Annotated in this window: 21 protein-coding genes; 6 read left to right on the top strand and 15 right to left on the bottom strand. The window is 58.3% G+C overall.

Going from position 1 to position 20,785, the window contains the following annotated elements:
* Positions 1 to 21: 21 nt before the first annotated feature.
* The gene (gene cra / locus ACWHRL_RS06330; protein ID WP_447895676.1) at positions 22 to 1,020 is read right to left on the bottom strand and encodes a catabolite repressor/activator; all 999 of its coding nucleotides are present in this window, start codon (positions 1,018 to 1,020) and stop codon (positions 22 to 24) included.
* 201 nt (positions 1,021 to 1,221) lie between these two features.
* Here cra and ptsP point away from each other — a divergent pair, with 201 nt between their 5' ends.
* The 4 genes from ptsP to pgi all read left to right on the top strand — a co-directional run bounded on the left by ptsP (position 1,222) and on the right by pgi (position 8,593).
* Positions 1,222 to 4,110 (top strand): phosphoenolpyruvate--protein phosphotransferase, encoded by a 2,889-nt coding sequence (gene ptsP, locus ACWHRL_RS06325; RefSeq protein WP_447895675.1) that lies wholly within the window; start codon positions 1,222 to 1,224, stop codon positions 4,108 to 4,110.
* The gene (gene pfkB, locus ACWHRL_RS06320) at positions 4,110 to 5,078 is read left to right on the top strand and encodes a 1-phosphofructokinase (RefSeq protein WP_447895673.1); all 969 of its coding nucleotides are present in this window, start codon (positions 4,110 to 4,112) and stop codon (positions 5,076 to 5,078) included. Before ptsP ends, pfkB begins: the two co-directional genes overlap by 1 nt.
* A complete protein-coding gene (locus tag ACWHRL_RS06315) occupies positions 5,075 to 6,811 on the top strand; it encodes a PTS fructose-like transporter subunit IIB (RefSeq protein ID WP_447895672.1) in 1,737 nt (578 codons plus the stop codon). Before pfkB ends, ACWHRL_RS06315 begins: the two co-directional genes overlap by 4 nt.
* Before the next feature lie 171 nt (positions 6,812 to 6,982).
* Complete coding sequence (gene pgi / locus ACWHRL_RS06310) at positions 6,983 to 8,593, top strand: glucose-6-phosphate isomerase (protein ID WP_447895671.1); 1,611 nt, start codon at positions 6,983 to 6,985, stop codon at positions 8,591 to 8,593.
* Between the two features lie 132 nt (positions 8,594 to 8,725).
* On the opposite strand, the gene ACWHRL_RS06305 is transcribed toward pgi, so the two are convergent.
* Entirely contained in the window at positions 8,726 to 9,199 is a 474-nt protein-coding gene (locus ACWHRL_RS06305; protein WP_447895670.1) for a hypothetical protein, read from the bottom strand.
* A gap of 5 nt (positions 9,200 to 9,204) precedes the next feature.
* Positions 9,205 to 9,480: a hypothetical protein gene (locus ACWHRL_RS06300; RefSeq protein WP_447895669.1), complete on the bottom strand. Its 276-nt coding sequence runs from the start codon at positions 9,478 to 9,480 to the stop codon at positions 9,205 to 9,207.
* 142 nt (positions 9,481 to 9,622) lie between these two features.
* Here ACWHRL_RS06300 and ACWHRL_RS06295 point away from each other — a divergent pair, with 142 nt between their 5' ends.
* Positions 9,623 to 10,561, top strand: a complete 939-nt coding sequence (locus tag ACWHRL_RS06295; protein ID WP_447895668.1) for a hypothetical protein — start codon at positions 9,623 to 9,625, stop codon at positions 10,559 to 10,561.
* Positions 10,562 to 10,635: 74 nt separating this feature from the next.
* Here the strand turns inward: ACWHRL_RS06295 and ACWHRL_RS06290 are convergent, their stop codons facing one another.
* The 9 genes from ACWHRL_RS06290 to ACWHRL_RS06250 form a co-directional block, all read right to left on the bottom strand.
* The gene (locus tag ACWHRL_RS06290; protein ID WP_447895667.1) at positions 10,636 to 11,097 is read right to left on the bottom strand and encodes a DUF6998 domain-containing protein; all 462 of its coding nucleotides are present in this window, start codon (positions 11,095 to 11,097) and stop codon (positions 10,636 to 10,638) included.
* 31 nt (positions 11,098 to 11,128) lie between these two features.
* On the bottom strand, positions 11,129 to 11,629 hold the full coding sequence (locus ACWHRL_RS06285; protein WP_447895666.1) for an AAA family ATPase: 501 nt from the start codon (positions 11,627 to 11,629) through the stop codon (positions 11,129 to 11,131).
* Between the two features lie 83 nt (positions 11,630 to 11,712).
* Complete coding sequence (locus tag ACWHRL_RS06280) at positions 11,713 to 12,204, bottom strand: hypothetical protein (RefSeq protein WP_447895665.1); 492 nt, start codon at positions 12,202 to 12,204, stop codon at positions 11,713 to 11,715.
* A gap of 62 nt (positions 12,205 to 12,266) precedes the next feature.
* Positions 12,267 to 12,608 (bottom strand): hypothetical protein, encoded by a 342-nt coding sequence (locus ACWHRL_RS06275; RefSeq protein ID WP_447895664.1) that lies wholly within the window; start codon positions 12,606 to 12,608, stop codon positions 12,267 to 12,269.
* 94 nt (positions 12,609 to 12,702) lie between these two features.
* On the bottom strand, positions 12,703 to 13,446 hold the full coding sequence (locus ACWHRL_RS06270; protein WP_447895663.1) for a hypothetical protein: 744 nt from the start codon (positions 13,444 to 13,446) through the stop codon (positions 12,703 to 12,705).
* Between the two features lie 92 nt (positions 13,447 to 13,538).
* Positions 13,539 to 14,516, bottom strand: coding sequence for a DUF4917 family protein (locus ACWHRL_RS06265; RefSeq protein ID WP_447895662.1), 978 nt, complete (start codon positions 14,514 to 14,516; stop codon positions 13,539 to 13,541).
* Between the two features lie 300 nt (positions 14,517 to 14,816).
* A complete protein-coding gene (locus ACWHRL_RS06260) occupies positions 14,817 to 15,410 on the bottom strand; it encodes a cysteine hydrolase family protein (protein ID WP_447895661.1) in 594 nt (197 codons plus the stop codon).
* Between the two features lie 98 nt (positions 15,411 to 15,508).
* On the bottom strand, positions 15,509 to 15,892 hold the full coding sequence (locus ACWHRL_RS06255; protein ID WP_447528386.1) for a nuclear transport factor 2 family protein: 384 nt from the start codon (positions 15,890 to 15,892) through the stop codon (positions 15,509 to 15,511).
* Between the two features lie 173 nt (positions 15,893 to 16,065).
* A complete protein-coding gene (locus tag ACWHRL_RS06250; RefSeq protein WP_447895660.1) occupies positions 16,066 to 16,506 on the bottom strand; it encodes a hypothetical protein in 441 nt (146 codons plus the stop codon).
* Between the two features lie 291 nt (positions 16,507 to 16,797).
* Between ACWHRL_RS06250 and ACWHRL_RS06245 the strand changes: the two genes are divergently transcribed.
* A complete protein-coding gene (locus ACWHRL_RS06245) occupies positions 16,798 to 17,895 on the top strand; it encodes a PA0069 family radical SAM protein (protein WP_447895659.1) in 1,098 nt (365 codons plus the stop codon).
* Positions 17,896 to 17,933: 38 nt separating this feature from the next.
* Here ACWHRL_RS06245 and ACWHRL_RS06240 read toward each other — a convergent pair whose 3' ends face one another.
* The 3 genes from ACWHRL_RS06240 to ACWHRL_RS06230 form a co-directional block, all read right to left on the bottom strand.
* Positions 17,934 to 19,073 carry a Na/Pi symporter gene (locus ACWHRL_RS06240; protein ID WP_447895658.1) on the bottom strand — a complete coding sequence of 380 codons (1,140 nt, stop codon included), beginning with the start codon at positions 19,071 to 19,073 and terminating at the stop codon, positions 17,934 to 17,936.
* Positions 19,074 to 19,333: 260 nt separating this feature from the next.
* Positions 19,334 to 19,570: a hypothetical protein gene (locus tag ACWHRL_RS06235; RefSeq protein ID WP_447895657.1), complete on the bottom strand. Its 237-nt coding sequence runs from the start codon at positions 19,568 to 19,570 to the stop codon at positions 19,334 to 19,336.
* A gap of 4 nt (positions 19,571 to 19,574) precedes the next feature.
* Positions 19,575 to 20,756, bottom strand: a complete 1,182-nt coding sequence (locus ACWHRL_RS06230) for a Na/Pi symporter (RefSeq protein ID WP_447895656.1) — start codon at positions 20,754 to 20,756, stop codon at positions 19,575 to 19,577.
* Positions 20,757 to 20,785 lie beyond the last annotated feature (29 nt).

Genomic DNA, 20,785 nt, shown 5'->3' with positions numbered 1-20,785 from the left:
CTACCAACAGTGATGGGCGTTTCAGGCGCTTACGTATTGGCCCTCGCGAACGCGCAGCTGGCGCGCCACCACTTTTTGGCCGGGTTGAACGCGGCCTTCGATGGCGTCCAGCGCGCAGGCAAGCGTGCACTGCGCCATACCCTCGTAATCCTGAGAGACGGTGTTGATCGGCTGGGGCAAAAAGTCCAAAAGCCGGTGATCGCCAAAGGTGGCCAGTTTGAGCGCGTGCGGAAGCCCCCCGCGGCCGAGAAAGTGATCGAACACCCCTTCCATCAGCGTGTAGGAGGCGGTGACGATGGCATCCACTTCGCCCATCTCGCTTTCGAGCTCGGCCATTAGCCGGGCTCCCTCGCTGCGCTCGTAGCGGTTGGCACAAAGCGTTCGCCCTTCTACCCCGCGCTCGTGTAAGGCGGTTTCGAACCCGGCCCGGCGGTCGCGGCTGATCGAAAGCGCGGGCATCGCATCGATCCAGACAAGGCGCCGCGTAGCGGTGCCGATCACCGATTGCGTTAGCGCCTGTGCCGCCGCGAAGTCATCGCTCACCACGCTTGCAAAGCGCGTGGGGGAAAGCCCCCGGTCGACCCCCACGATGCGAACGCCCTCGTTGGCAAGCTCGGTATAGAACGGGTCGCTTTGACTCAAACAGCTCGCGGTAATCAGCACCTCGCAGCGCTGGGCACGCAGCGCCAACGCCAGCGCGCATTCGCTTTCGGCGTTGTCGTCGGAGCTTGCCACCAAAAGCTGATACCCCTTCTCCCGGGCGCCCCGCTCCAGGCGCTTGGCAAGACGCGCGTAGCTTACGTTCTCCAGGTCCGGCACGATCAGCCCGATCAGCCGGCTGGCGCCACGGCGCAGCGCCGCCGCCTGGGGGTCGACGTGATAGCGGTGCGCCCGTACCACGCTCATTACTTTTTCGGTGGTCGCGGCGCTAATACGGCGCTTTTCCGCTTGGCCGTTGATCACGTAGCTTGCTGTGGTTCGCGAGACGCCGGCGAGCCGGGCGATATCGGCAAGTGTCATGTCGTGTCCTCACATTGAGCGCTTTAGTGTACCAGCGCCTTGACTAAGCCCCTACCAACGTCTACAAACACACCCCTTGTGCCCTGAGGTGAATCGTTTCAGCATAGCATCACCAAGGGTTTTACGATTTTAATGCGCGTTGTGACCCCGCCTTCGCGCCGCTTTCGAGTTCACGCCGGACGCGCTTTACAGGAGAACTGCATGCTCACACTTGGCCCTGACGATATCCTGCTGGGTTGCCGGGCGGATAGCTGGCAAACCGCGCTGGACGCCGCCGCCGGCGCGCTGAACGAAGCGGGGCTGACCGCGCCGGAGTACCGTGACGGGCTGCACGCTCGCGAAGCCCAGTCGTCCACGTATCTGGGCAACGCCATCGCCATTCCCCACGGCACGCCGCAAAGTCGTCAGCACGTTCAGCAAACCGGCGTGCGCGTGCTGCAGTTCCCGGAAGGGGTCGAGTGGCATGACGGCAACCGTGTTCACGTCCTGGTGACCATCGCCGCGCAAAACGACGAGCACCTGGATATTTTGCGCCAGCTCACCCATGTGCTGGACCGGGATGGCGTGGCCGAGGCGCTGGCCAAGGCGACCTCCGCCGAGGACGTCGCCCGCCTGCTGGCCAAAGAGGTCCCGGCACCGCGGTTGGGTAAAGAGACGCTGTGCCTGAAGTTTCCCGCCCAAAGCGCCCAGGAACTGGCGCTGGCAGCGGCGGCCAGGCTCTATCAAAGCGGCTGCGTGGATAACACCTTCATCGCCGCCGTGGCCGACCAGGCCCCGGTATGGCTGGGCGATGGCTACTGGCTCGTTAGCCATTCGAGCGGGGCGCTCACGCCTGCGCTGGCGCTGGCCACCCCGGCGGATACCGCGCTCGAGGAAGCGGGCCACCCGGTGCAGGCGCTTTTCTGTCTGGCTGCCATGGGCGACTACCACCTGCCGCTTTTAAAGCAAGTCGATGCGCTGCTCGAGAACGTAGCGAGCCAAACCCTTGCCGACGCCGACACCGCCAAGGCACTGGCGCTACTCGCCGGTGAAAACGCCGCCACCCCGACCCGTCGCGTGCGCGTGCTCAACCCCCACGGCCTGCATGCCCGCCCGGCCAAGCAGCTGGTGCAAGTGGCCCGTGCCCAGAGCGTGGCGGTCAACGTGCGCCTGGAGGAAGGCAGCCCGACCAGCGTCTCCGCGGCGAGCTTGACCAAGGTGATTGGCCTGGGTGCGCGGCGCGGGCAGTGGCTAACGCTCTCCGGCGAAGGTGAAGGCGCCGAGCAAGCGCTCGAAGCGCTGGCCCAGGCCATCGAAGGCGGGCTTGGCGAAAAAGTCGCGCCCTTCGACGGCGGTTTCGAGCCGCCCGCCCCCGCCGAGCATGAAGAACAACCGGTCATGGCCCTAGAGGCCGACACGCCGCATACCGGTGTAGCCGCCTCCCCGGGGCTTGCGATTGCCCCGGTGTTCGTCATGCGCGCCCCGCAGTTCGACTACCCGGAGCAGGCGGCAGACCCCGAGCGGGAGCTCTCCCGGCTGAAGGAGGCGGTGCAGGAGGGCAAGGCGCAGCTAAGCGCGCTGGTGCGCCACGCCGCCGGCGGCGACGTCGCGGATATTCTCTCCATGCACGAAGAGATGCTCGACGACCCGGAGCTTCACCACGCCGCGAAAGACGCCATTCGCGAGGGCCGCTCGGCGGAGGCAGGCTGGTGGGAGGCGATCGACACCGCCGCCCACGCCCAGGAAATGCTGGCCGACCGGCTATTGGCCGAGCGCGCCGCGGACCTTCGTGATGTCGGCCGCCGGGTACTCAGCGTTTTGTGCAATGTGGCGCTCCCAGAACCGCCCAACCACCCCTACATTCTGGTCACCGAGGATATCGGCCCCTCGGATGTGGCGCGGCTCGATACGTCCCGGGTCAAGGGACTTTTGACCGAGCGCGGCGGCGCCACGGCCCACAGCGCGATTCTGGCGCGCGCCTTGGGCATTCCGGCGGTGGTCGGCGCCGGCAAGGCGGTAATGGGCCTTAATAACGCCAGCATGATGATTCTCGACGGCGAGCGCGGCCGCATTACGCCCTCGCCAAGCGAGGAGCGCCTGAGCCGCGCCGAGCAGCAACTGCTCGACCTGCAAAGCCGGGAAGCGGACGCCTGGGAGCGGCGCTTCGAGCCCGCCCAAACTCGCGACGGTCACCCGGTCGAGGTTGCGGCCAACCTGGGCAATACGCTACACGCCGAAGATGCGGTGGAGCGCGGCGCCGAGGGCGTAGGGCTTTTACGTACCGAGTTTCTGTTCATGGCCCATTCGAGCGCCCCGGATTTGGCCACCCAAACCGCCGAATACCGCCAGGCCCTCGAGGCGCTTGCCGGGCGCCCGCTGGTGGCCCGCACCCTGGACGTCGGCGGCGACAAACCCCTGCCCTACTGGCCGGTTCCCCAGGAGGACAACCCGTTTCTGGGGCTGCGCGGCATTCGCCTGGCACTGACCGAGCCACAGGTGCTGGAAACCCAGCTTAAGGCGCTTTTAATGGCCGCCGCCCCGGACGCCCAGGGCAACGCGCGTCCGCTGCGTATCATGCTCCCCATGGTCAAGGACGTGGCCGAGTTCCGCGCCGCCAAAGTGATTTACGACCGGCTGCTCGCCGAGATTCCCGCCACCGAGCGGGCAACGGATGTGCAGCTCGGGGTGATGATCGAGATTCCCTCCAGCGCCCTGCTCGCCCCCACCCTGGCCGACGAGGTCGACTTCTTCTCGATCGGCACTAACGATTTGACCCAGTACACCCTGGCGATCGACCGCGGCCACCCGGTGCTTTCCGCCCAGGCCGACGGCCTGCACCCGGCGGTGCTACGCCTGATTCAAATGACCGTCGAGGCCGCCCACGCCAAAGGCAAATGGGTCGGCGTATGCGGCGAGCTCGCCTCCGACGCCGCCGCCGTGCCGGTGCTGGTCGGCCTGGGCGTCGACGAGCTCTCGGTCAGTGCCCGCCAGGTGGCGCTGGTGAAAGCGCGCCTGCGCGAGTTCGACTTGGCAGAGGCCCAGGCCAGCGCCCGCCTGGCCCTCGCTCAGGCCACCTCTGAGGCGGTACGCGACGCCCTGGAGGCCCGCTAATGGCCCGCATTCTGACACTCACCCTCAACCCGGCGCTGGATCTCGCCTTCGCCCTCGATGAGCTGGCCCTGGGGGCGGTCAACCGCCCGCACCACGCCCAGCTCGAAGCCGCCGGCAAGGGCGTCAACGTGGCCCGCGTGCTGGCCGGGCTCGGCCACGAGGTCATCGTGAGCGGCTTTCTGGGGGTTGATAACGACGGCCCCTTCAAGCGCGCCTTCGAGCAGCTGGGCGTCACGGACGCGTTTTTGCGCGTACCCGGCGAGACCCGCATCAACGCCAAGCTTGCCGAACGAAGCGGCCGAGTGACGGATATCAACGGCCCGGGGATCGCGGTGGACGCCGCCCCCCTGGAGGCGCTGCTGCGTGACGTTGAAGAGAGACTGGCCCACACCCCGGTCGAGGCGATCGTGGTCGCCGGGAGCCTGCCGCCCGGGCTTGATTTGGACCGCTTCAGTGCCTTGCTCGAAAGACTCAAAAATACCGGGGTGCCGCTTTGGGTCGATACCAGCGGCGAGGCGCTAAAGCGTGCCATCGCGATCGCCCCGGCGGCGGTCAAGCCCAACGAAATCGAGCTTGCCGAGTGGGCACAAAGCCCGCTGGATAGCCTGGCGAGCCGCCAGCAGGCAACCCAGCGCCTGCACCGGGCCGGGATCGACCAGGCCCTGCTTTCCGCCGGCGCCGACGGCGTACTCTGGGTCAACGCCGAAGGCGCCTGGCAGGCCACGCCGCCGCGGGTTCGAGCGGTCAATACCGTGGGGGCTGGCGACACCTTCCTGGCGGGCATGCTGCACGGCCTGCTGAGCGGACAAGACGCCGAGGCCACGTTGCGCTTTGCAACCGCCCTCTCCTGTGAATCGGTGCGCCACCCAGGCGTTGGCGATGCCAGGGCCAGCGACTTTTCAAACCTGGAACTAGAGACTCACGTACAGCGCCTGGAAACCGGCCGCGTCGAGGGAGCTTTTCAATGAACATCATTCTAATTACCGCCTGCCCCAGCGGCATGGCGACGACCTTTTTGGCCGCCCGGCGGCTCGAGCAGGCCGCCAAACGCTTAGGCTGGCAAGCGCACGTCGAAATGCACAGCGAGCTGGCCCCGCTCACACCCGCCAGCGCCGAGCAAATACAGCACGCCGATCTGATCGTGGTCACCGCGCCCCACGTGCCCGACCCCGGCCGCTTCGCCGGCAAGCGCCTCTATCACGGCAGCATTGCGCAGGCGCTACCGGCGCCGGAAGACTTTTTGGCCACCGCCAAGCGTGAAGCGCCGCTCTATACCCCGGCCGAAGAGAGCCTTGAGGCGCCAGCGGCGGCTAGTGCCGAAGGCGTGCACCGCATCGTTGCCGTCACCGCCTGCCCGACCGGCGTGGCGCATACTTTCATGGCCGCCGAGGCACTGAGCGAGGCCGGCCGTGCGCTGGGCCACGCCATTCGCGTGGAAACCCAGGGGTCCGTGGGCGCCCAGGACAAGCTGACCGAGGCGGAAATTCATGACGCCGACGTGGTGATTCTTGCCTGCGATATCGAGGTCGACCCGACCCGCTTCGCGGGCAAGCGGGTCTATCGCACCTCGACCGGTACGGCGCTGAAAAAACCGCAGCTCACCGTCGAAAACGCGCTCTCCCAGGCCGTGGTAGAAGACGGCGCCAGTGCAAAGCCCTCCGGTGACAGCAAAAGCCTCAAGGAAAAAGGCGTTTACAAGCACCTGCTGACCGGGGTGTCGTTCATGCTGCCCATGGTGGTGGCAGGCGGGCTGATCATCGCGCTGTCGTTCGTTTTCGGCATCGAGGCGTTCGAGGAGCCGGGAACGCTTGCCGCCGCGCTGATGCAAATCGGCGGCAGCGCCATGGGGCTGATCGTACCGGTACTGGCGGGCTACATCGCCTACTCCATCGCCGACCGGCCAGGCATCGCGCCAGGGCTGATCGGCGGCATGCTCGCCGCGGATATCGGCTCCGGGTTCATCGGCGGCATTCTCGCCGGTTTTCTGGCGGGTTACGTGGCGCTGGCCGTCACCCGCGGCGTGAAGCTTCCCTCGAGCGTCGAGTCGCTCAAGCCTATTTTGATTATCCCTTTCGTGGCGAGCCTCATCACCGGGCTAGTAATGGTGTATGTCATCGGCGAGCCGGTCGCGAGCCTGCTGGGCGCGCTCGAGAACTACCTCGAGTCGCTGGATTCCACCAACGCGGTCATTCTGGGGCTTCTGCTCGGCACGATGATGTGCGTCGACCTGGGCGGGCCCATCAACAAGGCCGCCTACACGTTTGGGGTGGGTCTGATCGCCTCGAACACCTATGGGCCGATGGCGGCGGTCATGGCCGCAGGCATGGTGCCGCCTATCGGTATGGGGATCGCAAGCTTTCTGGCGCGCTATAAGTACGCCGCCGCCGAGCGCGAGGCGGGCAAGGCGTCCTTCGTGCTGGGGCTTTGCTTTATCAGCGAAGGCGCGATTCCGTTTGCGGCCAAGGATCCGCTGCGCGTCATTCCCTGCTGTATCGCCGGCGGCGCGATCACCGGTGCGCTCTCCATGCTTGCCGGGGCACAGCTCATGGCGCCCCACGGCGGTATCTTCGTGTTGCTGATCCCGGGTGCCATCACCCCGGCGCTTTTGTATCTGGGCGCCATCGTGGCGGGCTCGCTGATTACAGGGGTGAGCTACGCTTTCCTCAAGCGCGGCGCCGCCCAGGTGGCCGTGGCCAGCTAACGCCCCCGCCCGCCTGAAACGAAAAGCGCCTAAAACGTGTTTTATTACGTTAAAGGCGCTTTTTTTTGCGCTTCGTTTGTCATCCATGGCGCTTGATGTAGTATTTTTTACACAACAATAAAGGCCAGTATTTGCCTACTACCCGCCTCACCCCAAAGGAATCCCCGCTTTATGTTTCAGCTCACCCGCAGCGTCACCTGGCAGGCCCTGGAGCGCCTGCGCGATAAAACCCATAACGACCGCATTCGCGACTACTTCGCCCAGGATACGCAGCGCTTCGAGAAAATGAGTTTGAGAGTCGGCGGGCTGTTTCTGGACTACTCCAAGCATCACGTTTCCGACGAGGTCATGGCCAAGCTGATCGAGCTGGCCGATCACTCCGCCCTGGTGCAGCGCCGCGCGCAGATGTTTTCCGGCGACATCATCAACGTGACCGAAAACCGCCCGGTGCTGCACACCGCCCTGCGAAACCCGGGCGACGAGCCGGTGTATGTCGACGGCGAAGACGTAATGCCGGAAATCACCCGCACCCGGGAGCAGATCAAGCGCTTTTCCGAGGCGGTACGCAGCGGCGAATGGAAAGGCTACAGCGGCAAGGCCATCAAGGACGTGGTGAACATCGGCATCGGCGGCTCGGACCTGGGCCCGAACATGGCGGTGCGCGCGCTTCTAAAATACCGCCACCCGGAGATGCACTTCCACTTCGTCTCCAACGTCGATGGCACCCACATCCAAAAAGTGCTCTCGCGGCTCGACCCGGCGACCACGCTGTTCATCGTCTCGACCAAGACGTTCTCCACCCAGGAAACACTTTTGAACGCCAAGACCGCCCGGCGCTGGTTTCTGGAAAACGCCGGCGAAGACGCGGACGTGGGCGCGCACTTCATCGCCGCCTCCACCAACCGCACCGCGGCGATGGAGTTCGGTATTCGCGAGGAGAACGTGTTCGAGTTTTGGGCCTGGGTGGGCGGGCGCTACTCCATGTGGTCGTCGATCGGCCTGCCGATTGCGCTCTCCATCGGCTTCGAGGGCTTCATCGAGCTTTTGGAAGGTGCCCACGAGATGGACCGTCACTTCATCGAAGCGCCGCTTGCGCAAAACATGCCGGTGCTGATGGCGCTGATCGGTATCTGGTACATCAACTTCATTGGCGCCGAAACCCAGGCCATCGTGCCCTACGATCAGGCGCTCAACCAGTTACCCTCGTTTCTGCAGCAGCTGGATATGGAATCCAACGGTAAATCGGTGGATATCTTCGGCCACCCGGTCAATTACAAGACCGGCCCCATCGTCTGGGGTCAGACCGGCTCTAACGGCCAACATGCCTTTTTCCAACTACTCCATCAGGGTACGCGCTACGTGCCCATCGACTTCATCGCATCATTGAAGCCCGAATCCGGCATGGAGGAGCACCACTTCGCCCTGATCACCAACATGCTGGCCCAGGCCAACGCCTTCATGGAAGGCAGCCAGGGGGACGCCCGAGAGCTCAGCCAGGACCCCTACAGCTGCCCCGGCAATCGCCCCTCCAGCACTCTGCTGCTCGACGAGCTCACGCCGAAAAACCTCGGCGCGCTCATCGCGCTTTACGAGCACAAGGTGTTCGTCCAGGGCGTGATCTGGAACATCAACTCGTTCGATCAATGGGGGGTGCAGCTGGGTAAACGTATCGCCGGGGAAATCAGCGAGCGCATCGACACCAACGCGGCAGACTTCGATGCCTCGACCCAGGGGCTTTTGGAGCTGGTGCGGGGGCATTTTCCGGGGGGTGGTACAGAGTAAAGTGGGCGAGCTGAAAGCAACAAAGCGGAGAGCAGCAAGAGAAGCTAGCTCTCGTTAACGCCATTTGTAGAACCTATATAAAAACGCCCAGCCAATAGTCTGGGCGTTTTTATCAATCATTTAACCAAATGTTTACTGTTCAGGTGCATTGGCCTGCCGGGTTTTTCCGGGCATTTTAATGAAGAACCAAACGCTCATCGCGATCGCCACCAGGTTAACGCCGAGCGTGAGGGGTTGATGCGACTCAAACAGGGAGTATCTAAAAACGCTGCCTACGAAGAACTCGGTGCCCATATCGAGCGTTCCCGGCGTGAACCACACGGTGAAATAAAGGCCAGAGGCAAAGAAATACCCGGCGACGGGAGAGAACACCAGCGGAACCTGGCACAGCCAAAACAGGAAGTTTGCTTTTTCGGCATTGGCATGGCCTTCGATTAGCTTAATGCCACACACTATGCCCCCGCTATATAGCGCTAAAAAGAGAAAGAAAAACAGCCAGTTGAATATATTTAGGCCGTTAAACAATAGTGTAAAAACCGAGACGGCACCAATGCCCCCACCCGCTACCGCCAGAGTGCCCCCTACTCTTCGCTGCCACTTATTCATGCGAGTCACCAGCTAAACAATGCGCATATCGCATTAAAAATACCCTCTAACGCAGCCATTATCCCCTCAAATAACGCTTCGAGAAGGCCCAGTAAAATTTCGAGGAGGCTATCACCAGTGGCGGCAACGGGAATCGCAACACTTATGAGGGCTACCCCTACAATCGCCAGACCCACTACGTTAAAACCAGCGAACAACATATAAGTCGTCGCGCCTGCGATAGCGAGGCTTCCAGCAATGTTCAATGCCGCTATTTTTCGAGATTTAGTGCGCTTAGCCATACGCTTTACTCATTTTTGGAAAAAGCTACTTTAGCGTTTCTCGATAGTGGCCTGCAAAGGCTGGTTCGACAAGGCGCCCGCCCAAATTTAAGCTTTTTATGAAATGGCCGATAATTAGGCTAATAACAATCAGGAACCGCTCATGAAAATCGGATTCTCCAACCTTTTCACCATGACTAACCGTCGTGAACCGGCGACCGGCCCAAAGCCACAAGTGGCCAATAAAGCGCCGTTAATAGCCCCCGCCGCCACGACCGACGACGCGCAGAGCAAACGCCTTAAAAAGCAGAAAGAGGCGTTTGAAGCGCTGGCATCGCTGCCCAGCCCTAAAGAGTCGGCGATGCAGAACGCCTCGCAAAAGGTGGGATTTTTAAAGCAGCGGCTGGAAACGCTCAAGGCGATGATGCGCTTTGCCTCGCCCGAGCAGCTTAAATCCATGGCCAGCGAGCTTAAAAGCATCGCGCGGGAACTTGGCGCTGCAGCGCGCCAGCTAGGCAGTGGCGGCGGTGGCGGCAGCGCCGCGGGCCCGTCAATTGCACCCACGGTCAACGCAGCCCAGGGGGCTAACGGCGCTGCCCCGGTACCATCCGCTGAAAACGTGGAAAGTGAGGCGGCCAGCGCCGAAAGCGATATGAAATCCGCCAACGCCACGCTTGAAAGCGCCGAGGCAGATCTCGCTCAGGAGACCCCAAACGATGAGGAAAACGCTGAAGAACAGGAGCGCAGCGAACACTCTCAGACGCCTGACAATGCTTTAGCGCAAAATACCCTGGCGCCTTCGACCACCCAGCCCGCTGAGCGTACCCCGGGCATTAGCGCCAGCGAACACGCGCTGCGCTCTATTCTGACCGATGCAAAAAAAGAGTTTCAGGAAGCGATGAGCGAGCTGAAGATCTACCTGCGCCAAGAAGATAAAGAAGCGCGACGCGATCTAAAACAAGCCGAAAAAGATATGGACAAGTTGGATGGCTCGCTCGCCAAGGCAGAGACCAACGCGCTTTACTCGACCCTGGGCCAGCTGCTGCCAACACCAACGGTCGACGCTAGCGCTGCTACTGGCAGTATCGATATTAAGATTTAGTGTTTCAAGACGAAGCCTCTCCCCCAGCGGTAAGCTATCTGCCTGCCGCTTTCGCTCGCGTACTACCCGAGGTATTAAATGGCTGGAAGCACGCGATCGGCTGGAGCCACGGACTGATCGAGTTGGCGGAGTTTGTTGAGAGAAACTTGAAACTGGCCGTTACTCGGTAACCGTTTACCTTGAAACTGCTCCCAAACAAGCGCGCCTAGCCCGTTGTAGATTTCCTCGAATGTACCATCACGCAAAATCTTGATGATAATCGCATGCTGCGGTTGGCTCCGAAATCCAACCGAGTTGGATTGCGTGGCCTTGATCTCAACTTCCAAGCCGGTCTCGGTGACCGCGTCATGGCCTTTGTTGGATGCCGCCCGCAACTCAAGGTTGTAGGCATCGGCCACAAGGCACTCACCCAAGCTGCCCACCCTATGACCGTCCGGCGTAAAATGCCTACCCGGAAACATGGCCTGCAATTCTTCGACCGTGGCATAAAGCTGTTTGACCAACGCCTGGAATTTATCGTGATCGATCCTGGACATTTAAAACTCGGCTAAACATGGGCTTTTCAGCTTAGCTCCTGGACGGTGGGTTATATCTATTCGCGTTGCAGGTGAGCTCACTCTTTTTGCCTTGAAAGCCTTCGAAAAGCGCCTTGTGCGCACCGTATGAAAGAGCATCATCCCTTTCCCTGTATCCGGCAATCCAATCGAGCAGCATCGGTAAATTATCATCCTGCGCTTGTTTGGATTCGTATTTATGAGGCTCCCAGGGTCTGTATCTGGCATTTTCCTGACACAGGTGAACCGGCAGATTCATAAAAATCGCTTCTTTGGCGAACGGCGCTACCCGTTCGAGCAAATCCGCGTAACAGCCTTCTACCACCCACTCATCGTGTTCGCGAATGAAAGACTGAATGTGCTCATCCGCCTGATTTACTGGTCGCCGTTCGGGCGGGGTCGAGGGGAGCCACGCTAAAACATCTAAATCGAGGTGGGCGAGTCCTTGCTTACGCAAATATTGAGCTAACGTGGACTTCCCGGAACCTGAATTGCCAAAAATGATTATTTTCACAGGGCCTCTGTTCTTAATTTTACGAATAACACCCGCGTAAAGCGCGTGAGGTACTGACGTTGCCTTTGACGCGATTGTTATTCTTATATGACATCGTTTCTGACATTGGTCTTTGTATAGTTGATCGGCGGATACTCAGCATGATTCTGGAAGTACCACCAAAGCAGTTGGCCCTCGGCTTCTAAAAGAGAACTTCCGAACTTCTCAAAAGAGCTGATAGCTATCGTTATAGGGCCGTAGTTACTAACAATAGCTTCGAATTTTAGCTTATTCGCTTTCGAGGAGGCATGAAGCTTCGAGTGCTGCAAGTATCGCTTTCTGAAGCTCCTCTTCGTCTGCCCGATATATATGACTCTGCTTTCTCCCATCAGTCTAGGAATAGGCTGTGCAGATAAGAATACATATACAATACCCTTGGTTCGAGAGGCTTCAGGCGAGCCGTAGACAGCCTGAAACGCATCCATAGTTACTTCATCTATCGTTCCGGGAAGAGTCTCAAACCCTGAAATCGCCTCGTAAAAATTTGTACTATCTACCATTTTTCTCTCAAATATTGGTTGCACAACGCTGAGCACAGCGGTGCCACGACAGTGGCGTCCAGCGGCTGCAGGCCGCGTACTGGTTCGCCTTGTTAAGTTTATTTTTCATGCTGAAACCAGATGTCGCCGTCTTTTCCTTGATCGGGAGAAGGTGTCTCGCTGGAAACGTAAATTTTCGGTTGATCCGCAAGTTTTGCTTTTATGTCATCGATGCTCTCGCCATGTTCTGTGAGTTGTTGCGCCAAGTTATCCTTCTCTCCTTTAAGTCTGGCAGCGTCATCTTTGGAGGCTTCCAAACGTTCTTTGCAAGCGCTCAGAGCCCCACCCAGTAGAATCCGTGAGAAGCCGAAACCTGCCAGAAATACCACTATTCCAAAAACCATGAACGCAACTGGATACGCAGAAATAATCGCCCAATATTCCTTGATGAATTCTGCCATTTCGACTCCTTTAAAAACTTAACGCCGCCAACACACGCGGTTTTGTAGTGGAGGCGAAGCCGTAACGAAAATGACGTCGCTGTGCTTGGCCTTGTTACTTTTTATCTTCGTCAATGCGGTGAAGAACTTTAACAAATGTATCAACAGACTCTTGAACAAGATTTTGTACTTTATATGGCTCAATGAGTAGATAAATAATTAAGTTAAGAAGTGCGGCCTCAAAATGACGCTTTAGAGTAGAATCTATATTTTGTATCTCAGGTATTCCTGAGTCAGAGGCATATAGCATCGTATTACGTTCGTTTGCAATATCTTGCACGTACTTGAATATTGAATTAATATCTTGACTTGATGCGGCGCTACGCACTTGCTTTAGATAGTCAGTTTGGTTACCACCAGGATCAACAGAGACAAGGTTTAATGGCGGATCGGGCACAACACATATTTGTCTATCGCCTTGTATTCCAATTGGCATTCGGACCCGCAAAGCGTCATCTTTTTCGTCAAAGAAAAGGATCAACGGCAACTCATGTCTCAGTGGCCCTAATACTTCACCAAGCAATTTCAGAAAGGGATAAACCCCAGCTTTATGTTTATGATCGCGAACTTTAAAGCTTGATGCATGGTTATATTTTCTTTTGCGCAAAGCGGCAAATATAGCTGTCGCAGCCTCCTCCTCGGCTGTGATTGCTAAAAATGCAGCCACTTCAGGCATACTCGACTTAAGTTCATAGGCTCGATTCAGGTGCCTTACGCACGATTTTGAAGCAAAGCCGCCATATCCAGTCGTTTTCGATGATTTTTCAAGTACTTTTAATTGAAGCTCATTGAATGGCATGGGGTCTATCCAAAACATAACGCCCGCAGCACGCGTGGCTTTGTAGTGAAGGCGAAGCCGCAACGGAAAAGCTATCGCTGTGACTGCGATTGTTATGCCCAAACAGGGGCAGATTCAGCGTCATAAAAATAGACCTCTTTATCAAATCTTTCTAGGTATGCTCTTGCGTTGGCCTTAGTTCTTGTGTTCGCTTCAGAATGCTCATCGCCAAATATACTTACAAATATTTTATCTACGGGACTAGACTTTATTTGATCAAATATATGCTTGTCATTTTCATCTATGGAATGACCATGGATGAACAATGATCTATTTTGCTTCCCAAGCTCCCTGTAGCAATAATTTAGGTATGGGTTATGCGTTATCCTATTCTTCTTTTTCTGGTACGTTGGCTCAGATACGAATAGCGGAAAATTGCCAGCTTCCAAGTTTTCCCGAACTTGCTCAATTATAGTATCACCATATTCAGTACATGCATGCTTCTTGATCGCTTGGCCCGTGTCATATATGTGTAGCCCACCGTGTAGAAAGTGAATTTCTTGATTCGTGCCATTGCCTTCCCAGCGCCTTTCCCTTCGAAATCCGTCATCCGTACTATAATTTTGAGGATCTAGACCATTCTTATTCCTTGCCCAGTAGAACAATAGGTCGTAGTTTAGCGAGAAGATATTTTTAAACTGTGACAAGAAGGTTCTTACCGCCACATACTGATCGTCTGATATCTCACTGGGCAAATCAGGATGAGTGTTTGAAATTGCAGCTATTAATGCATCCTTCAAAATTTTTCTATCCTCGATAAAACGACCAATAAGCCCGTTATCTGGCTCATAAGATCGGAGGATAGTCTCAGCTGCAGTTAGCTGTCGAGATATGATCTCAAAGTCATAAGTGCCGAGAGATGTAAATAGGGGGCGAATAACATCTTCTCGGTCTCCGAAGTCTGCTGCATCCAAGAGGTTCTCGTAATTAAATATTTCGGCATCCCATGCCTGAGAAAAACCATTAGCAATAACGATGGAAGGAGACTCATCTTCATCTAGAGAATCAATTGCTTCTTGGAAAGTTAGCACTTCATTTCACCCTCACCTGCATAACAGTGATTATATAGTCGGCTGCATAACCTCAATAAACGTGCCGGCGCGTTCATCGAGGTTATGTAGCCGTCTTGATAAAACCTACCCTATTGATTCTACTGAAAGCAAAGCAAATTTCGGCTATCTAACCAAAATTCGCGTCCGTACCGCGAGGCTTTATTGTTCATACCCAAACGTGGTGGCGCTAGGTCATCAGCACTTCTATACACCGAGAACATGCCAAGCGAAGCGAGCAGCGCCGCAATCCTTAGCATTGATATAAACGTGTAGCGCGGGCTACTCGAAAAACGGCGGCGCGTGCTTGTTAGCGCCTGCGTTTTCAGCCTCGTTCAAAATATCCTCGACGCTTTTGATAGTCGCATATTCACCCTCGAGATTGGCAAGCGACATGGAGTGAACGTCATGGGCGCTGCGCTGGGTGCCCGCAAAATCGCGTTTGGCGAAGGTGAACGTGGCATCTGCCACCACCTGCACCGCAAAGCCCAGGTTACCCGCAGTACGGGCGGTGGCTTCGACCGAGTTGCTGGTACTCACGCCGACGATCACCAGCCGCTGTATGTCGCGAACGCGCAACCAGCGCTCAAGCCCTGAGTGGATGAAGGCGTCCGGCACGTTCTTTTCGACCACGTGCTCGCTGGCTAGTGGCTCGAGCGCTGGCTGAAACTCGACGCCGGGCTGGCCGGGCCAGAACGGTGAATCCGGCGAGCGGGAAATATGGCGGACATGCACGATGGGCGCCCCGGCTTTGCGCCAAACACCCAGCAGGCGCTGAATATTGGCTTCCGCCTGCGGATTGTTGCGCTCCCCCACCGCGGGGTCTTGCATACCGCGCTGCATGTCGATGAGGAGTAAGGCGGGTAAGGCGTGCATGAAAGTCGCGTTCCTTGTTGATCGCAGCGCCAGGTGGATCGAGCCGATAAAGGCACTGCTCGCGGGCGGGACGCCAAGGCGCCCCGCCCGCATCCGCCTTACAACATGCGCGGAATTTGCGAGGAGTGGTGATGAAGAATGGGGGCTTCTTTTGAAAGATCGACCACGTAGCTAAAGCGTGCCTCGAAGTTCAAGAGCTCGCCTTCGACCTCGAAGCGCCAGTTGTACAGGCCGGTCAGCGAGCAGAGCGTCTCGGACATTTCCTGAATGATCAGGGTTTTCTCGTGCAGAGTGATGCTCAAACCCGGGCGCGCGCCGAGGCGCTCGAAATAGTCGCGGTGTTTTTCGCTGTTATTGGCGATGCGGTTCGAAAAGGTCGGGATCAGTACGGCGTTGTCATCGTAGAGGGCGAGCAGCGCTTCTACATCGGCGTCGTTGATCGCTTGCATCCACTCATTCAGCACGTCGTGCGGTGTTCTCATCTTAAACCTCTTCAACAGATAGCGGTGACTTGACGCCGCGGGCTCATACGGCGGTGACCTGACTTGATACGGCAGTTACATCCAATACAGCGAGCCCTTCGCCTTCACGGAAAAGACGTTACACGGTATGTTACCGAAATAGCGCCGCCCTCGCATGTCAAGTTCGCTTAGCGCTAGAAGTGTTTGAAGCGGTAAAAGAGCTTTTGCAAGAAGCTCGAGCCCAACATCAGGGTCAGGCTAAGTATTAAAACGGCCAAAGAGGCGTAGGTGACGCCTCCGCCCCACTCCCAGCGCGATATTACATTGCCGACTTGCTGAACGAACAGATAGACGCCGATCAAGAAGCTGCCCGCGCGAACAAGCCCTGCTTCGTCAACGGATGCATCTGCCTGGGTATCGCTTTGGTGTATTTTTTGCGCAATGGTCGGCGCCTTCAGCCAGAGTACCGCACCGATCAAAAGAGGGACCACCAGGCTTGTCACCATCACGGGGAGCCACGGGGACTCCAACTCTGCCGTAAAGATGTTTTCAAGCGAGAAAGCTAAAGTGTAGAGCGGAGAAACCACCAGATAGATGGCAAGAACACGTATCAGGAGAACGGATAAAGCGTGCATCGAATGCTCCTTAAAAAAAATCCCATGATACGGTTCTTGGATGTGTTCTAAAACATACTAAAACGCCCCGGCGATATACCACCATGGCGACGGTAAGCGCACCGCGTTTGAACGTTTGCCTATAACTTTCCCGACTGGCTGTAATCCCGCTAATTAACCTAAAAGCCACTAATGACAGTTTGGTAAATATTAGTAGCCCCTACTTTTATAAAATTACGCGCTTAAAGGTGACACTTGCGCTGTAGAGGCCTCGTCATATACTGTATTTATATACACTATAAGGATGTCGCAATGGCGCAACCTCTCACGCCGCAAGGCAAGGCGCCTTTTAAAGGCCGAGGCGCCACCTTCGACCCGCACAACCGCTTCGCGCCCTCGAAAAGCGAATACGAGTCCGATGGCTGGTGGCAGGAGGAGGCCCCCACCTCGCTTGCCACCGAAATACGCGAGGAACCGAGTAAAAGCGCGCTTGCCTGGAACAGCTCGCCGGATCTCTCCTTCGATCGTTCCCTGAACCCGTACCGCGGCTGCGAGCATGGCTGTATCTACTGCTTTGCCCGCCCTTCTCACGCCTATTGGGATATGTCGCCGGGGCTCGATTTCGAGACGAAACTGATCGCCCGCACGGGCATGGTCGAGCGTTTGAAAGAGGAGCTCAGCCACCCGGGCTATACTTGCCGCCCTATCAACCTGTCGGGCAATACCGATTGCTACCAGCCCATCGAGGCGAAACACCAAACCACCCGGCGCCTTTTAGAGCTTTTATACCAATGCCGCCATCCGGTCACGCTGGTGACCAAGGGCACCCTCATACTGCGCGATACCGAGCTGCTGGCGAAAATGGCCGAGCATCGCCTGGTACGCGTGCTGGTCAGCCTGACCAGCCTGGATGCGAATTTGAAGCGCACGCTGGAGCCACGCGCAGCCTCGCCCCAGGCGCGGCTGAAGGTGATCCGCGAGCTGAATACGGCGGGTATCCCGGTGGGTGTGCTGGTCTCGCCGGTGATTCCCGGGCTTACCGATCACGAGATCGAGCGGCTGGTCGAGGCCGCGAGCCGCTCTGGCGCGCGCACGGCAAGCTGGATGCTGTTGCGCTTGCCCCGTGAGGTCGCACCGCTGTTCGAAGAGTGGCTTACCACCCACTATCCCGAGCGTGCCGATAAGGTCATGAGCCTGATACGCCAGTGCCGGGGCGGCAAAACCAACGAGGCGGCGTTTGGCAAGCGCTTTCGCGGCGAAGGAGTGTTCGTCGATATGATCGACCAGCGCTTCAAGCGCGCCAGCCGCCAGTGGGGTATGCAGCCCCGGGCCGAGCAGGGCCTCAATACCCGGGACTTCAGAGCGCCCCGCGCTCAGGGTGATCTATTCGACCAGGCCGGTCCCGGCTAACGTTGGTGCGTTCGCAGCTCATTGAGCTATTCAGGGCGTTATCCGGCTATGACGGTAATGGCAATCAACAAGGCGGGCAGCGCGATAAACACGCCCAGCATCCACATACCAGCGACCTCTTTGCGCTCGACGCTGGCCCGGCCCAGCCACTGGGCACCTTTGACCGGCAGCAGGCGTAAAAACGGTACTGTGCCGATAATCAGCACGGCAAACACGTTGAACAGCAGGTGCACCAGCGCGATTTCCAACGCCAGCAGCGCCGTGGGGCCACTGATGGCCGTCGCCGCGAGCAGCGCGGTCATGGTGGTCCCCAGGTTACTGCCAATCGTGAAGGGATAGATTTGGCGTAGGGTAAACGCCCCGGAGCCGGCCATGGGCACCGTCAGGCTGGTGGTCGTCGACGAAGACTGCACCAGTATCGTCACCAGCGCGCCGGACATAACGCCGGTGATCGAGCCGCGCCCGATGGCGCTGAGCATGATCTGCCGGGCGCGCCCGACCATCAGCCTTGATAACAGCTTGCCGATGTAGCGAATGGTAAGAAAGATCATCGCGACCCCCACGAGGATCAGGGCGGCGCCCAACGCCACCTCCGGAAGACGCGAAAGCGCACTCGCCACAAAATCCGCGACCGGATCGGTCGCCTGACCGACGAAATTGACGCGCTCGAGGGAAAGGTCTGCATCGCCGTAAAAGAGCACCGCCACGCGTTCGGCCAGGCGCTCCAGCGGGCTGAATAGAATCTCGATGGGCAGCAGGATGGCGACCGCTAACAGGTTGAAAAAGTCGTGCATCGTCGCGGCGGCAAAGGCGCGACGAAACGCGTTATCGTCTTTCACATGGCCAAGGCTTACCAGGGTGCTGGTCAAGGTGGTGCCCACATTGGCGCCCATGATCATGGGCACCGCCAAGGCCACGGGCAGCCCGCCGGCGACCATACCGACAATCACAGAGGTGACCGTGGAGGAGGATTGAATCAGCGCCGTCGTGATAATGCCGATCATCAGCCCCACGAAGGGGTTGGTGGCAAAGGCGAAGAGTTGTTCGGCTTGATCGCCCAGGGCCAGCTGGAAACCCTCGCCGACGATGGATACCGCACAAATCAGAAAATAAACGAGCAGCGCAAGCGCCAGCCATTGCCCCAGTTGGCCGCGTCGTATTTTTTGTTGATGGTACATGACGTTACTCTCTGCCCGGCGCCTGGCCGTCTCTACCATGGCGAGACGCTCCAGCGGCTTATACGCATCAAAGCGCTCAACGCTTTAGCCTGCACCATCAACGTGACATCCTGGTGACAAGGACGCCGTGTCGTCTTTGCCAGTTTGTCTGCCGCTACATCATCGAAAACCGGGGGCGATCGCCCGCGCCCTGGGTCGCCACCCCAGAAGATCATCTCGGTGATGGCGAAACTTCAGAAGGGCCTTGCATGCGCTGAATATCAGCGCTCGCCACGGCGTTCGCGTAGCTCGCTGAGCACCAGTGCAAAAAAGCCGCGAATTTCCTGAAGCCTGGGCCGGGCCTCGTGAATGAGCGTATCCACCGACTCGATCTCGCGGTGCTGGTCCTCACGGGCGGCGAGCTCGGTTCTGATCTCCTCTATCAGTTCGGCGGAGTCGTTCAACATGGCCTTGAGCTCGGCGGTTGATGTGCTTTCGAGGCGTTGTTCAAAACTCATGGCGTTATCCTAGCATCGTCGTAATGGCAATGAGCGCTGCGGGCAGCGCAACGAAAGCACCCAGCACCCAGGCGGCCGCCAATGTTTTACGCTCGGCGGCCAGGTCGCCGAGCCGCCGGGCCCCCTTGACGGGCAGCAGGCGTAAAAACGGCAGGCCGCCGATGATGAGGATGGCAAAGAGGTTGAAGAAGAGATGAACCAGGGCGATTTCCAACGCCAGCATAGCGTGCTCGCCACTCACGGCGGTTGCGGCCAGCAAAGCGGTAAAGGTGGTACCGACGTTCCCGCCCAGGGTGAAGGGGTAGATCTGCCTTAACGTAAAGGTGCCGGAGCCCGCCAGCGGGACCATCAAGCTGGTCGTGGTCGACGAGGACTGTACCAGAATGGTCACCAGCGTGCCGGAGATGACGCCGGTTACCGGGCCACGGCCGATGGCATTATTCATGATGCGCTTGGCACGACCCACCATCAGTTTCTTGAGCAGTTTGCCAATGTAGCGAATGGATAAAAAGATGGCTGTAATGCCGATCGCGATCATCACGATGCCGCCGAGTATGGTAGGCAGCCCTGAGACCAGGCTCTCTACCGAGCCCGTGACGGGGTCGGTGGCAAAACCCAGCAGGTCCGCGTTCTCGATCGACAAATCCGCATCACCGTAGAAAAGCTCGGCTACTTGCAGCGCTATACGCTCCAGCGGGCTAAAGAGTATTTCCAGCGGCAGTAGAATCGCCACCGCCAGAAAATTGAAAAAGTCGTGCACCGTGGCCGCGGCGAAAGCGCGGCGAAACTCGTCTTTATTGCGCACGTGCCCCAGGCTCACCAAGGTATTGGTCATGGTAGTGCCGATATTGGCGCCCATGACCATCGGCACGGCGATCGCCACCGGCAAGCCCCCGGCCACCATGGCCACGATAATGGAGGTTACCGTCGAGGAGGACTGAATCAACGAGGTGGCCACGATACCGACCATGAGCCCCACCAAGGGGTTGGTGGCGAACTCGAAAAGCTGCTCGGCCTGGCCGCCCGTGGCGGTGCTGAAACCGTCGCCGATCACCGAAACCGCACAAATAAGGCAATAAATCAGCAAAAGCAGCGTTAGCCAATGCGTGGCTCGCCCACCTCGCGCACTGCTTTCTTCATCGTCGCGCGTAGTATGATCGGCTACGCTTGTCGTCGCTTCGGTCATCGTCTTACCCTCAGTAGGAAGTAAAGCGT

Source organism: Vreelandella sp. GE22 (assembly GCF_968212445.1).
The sequence above is the reverse complement of the archived record's forward strand: the minus strand, read 5'-3'. Positions and strand labels throughout refer to the sequence as shown.

What these genes read in the sequence shown, in the direction of transcription:
- ACWHRL_RS06260 (WP_447895661.1), bottom strand. Translation starts at nt 15,410, where the DNA reads ATGCACGCCTTACCCGCCTTACTCCTCATCGACATGCAGCGCGGTATG.
- ACWHRL_RS06270 (WP_447895663.1), bottom strand. Translation starts at nt 13,446, where the DNA reads ATGCCATTCAATGAGCTTCAATTAAAAGTACTTGAAAAATCATCGAAA.
- ACWHRL_RS06245 (WP_447895659.1), top strand. Translation starts at nt 16,798, where the DNA reads ATGGCGCAACCTCTCACGCCGCAAGGCAAGGCGCCTTTTAAAGGCCGA.
- ACWHRL_RS06255 (WP_447528386.1), bottom strand. Translation starts at nt 15,892, where the DNA reads ATGAGAACACCGCACGACGTGCTGAATGAGTGGATGCAAGCGATCAAC.
- pgi (WP_447895671.1), top strand. Translation starts at nt 6,983, where the DNA reads ATGTTTCAGCTCACCCGCAGCGTCACCTGGCAGGCCCTGGAGCGCCTG.
- ACWHRL_RS06305 (WP_447895670.1), bottom strand. Translation starts at nt 9,199, where the DNA reads ATGAATAAGTGGCAGCGAAGAGTAGGGGGCACTCTGGCGGTAGCGGGT.
- ACWHRL_RS06235 (WP_447895657.1), bottom strand. Translation starts at nt 19,570, where the DNA reads ATGAGTTTTGAACAACGCCTCGAAAGCACATCAACCGCCGAGCTCAAG.
- ptsP (WP_447895675.1), top strand. Translation starts at nt 1,222, where the DNA reads ATGCTCACACTTGGCCCTGACGATATCCTGCTGGGTTGCCGGGCGGAT.
- ACWHRL_RS06290 (WP_447895667.1), bottom strand. Translation starts at nt 11,097, where the DNA reads ATGTCCAGGATCGATCACGATAAATTCCAGGCGTTGGTCAAACAGCTT.
- pfkB (WP_447895673.1), top strand. Translation starts at nt 4,110, where the DNA reads ATGGCCCGCATTCTGACACTCACCCTCAACCCGGCGCTGGATCTCGCC.
- ACWHRL_RS06250 (WP_447895660.1), bottom strand. Translation starts at nt 16,506, where the DNA reads ATGCACGCTTTATCCGTTCTCCTGATACGTGTTCTTGCCATCTATCTG.
- ACWHRL_RS06295 (WP_447895668.1), top strand. Translation starts at nt 9,623, where the DNA reads ATGAAAATCGGATTCTCCAACCTTTTCACCATGACTAACCGTCGTGAA.
- ACWHRL_RS06275 (WP_447895664.1), bottom strand. Translation starts at nt 12,608, where the DNA reads ATGGCAGAATTCATCAAGGAATATTGGGCGATTATTTCTGCGTATCCA.
- ACWHRL_RS06300 (WP_447895669.1), bottom strand. Translation starts at nt 9,480, where the DNA reads ATGGCTAAGCGCACTAAATCTCGAAAAATAGCGGCATTGAACATTGCT.
- ACWHRL_RS06240 (WP_447895658.1), bottom strand. Translation starts at nt 19,073, where the DNA reads ATGTACCATCAACAAAAAATACGACGCGGCCAACTGGGGCAATGGCTG.
- ACWHRL_RS06230 (WP_447895656.1), bottom strand. Translation starts at nt 20,756, where the DNA reads ATGACCGAAGCGACGACAAGCGTAGCCGATCATACTACGCGCGACGAT.
- cra (WP_447895676.1), bottom strand. Translation starts at nt 1,020, where the DNA reads ATGACACTTGCCGATATCGCCCGGCTCGCCGGCGTCTCGCGAACCACA.
- ACWHRL_RS06315 (WP_447895672.1), top strand. Translation starts at nt 5,075, where the DNA reads ATGAACATCATTCTAATTACCGCCTGCCCCAGCGGCATGGCGACGACC.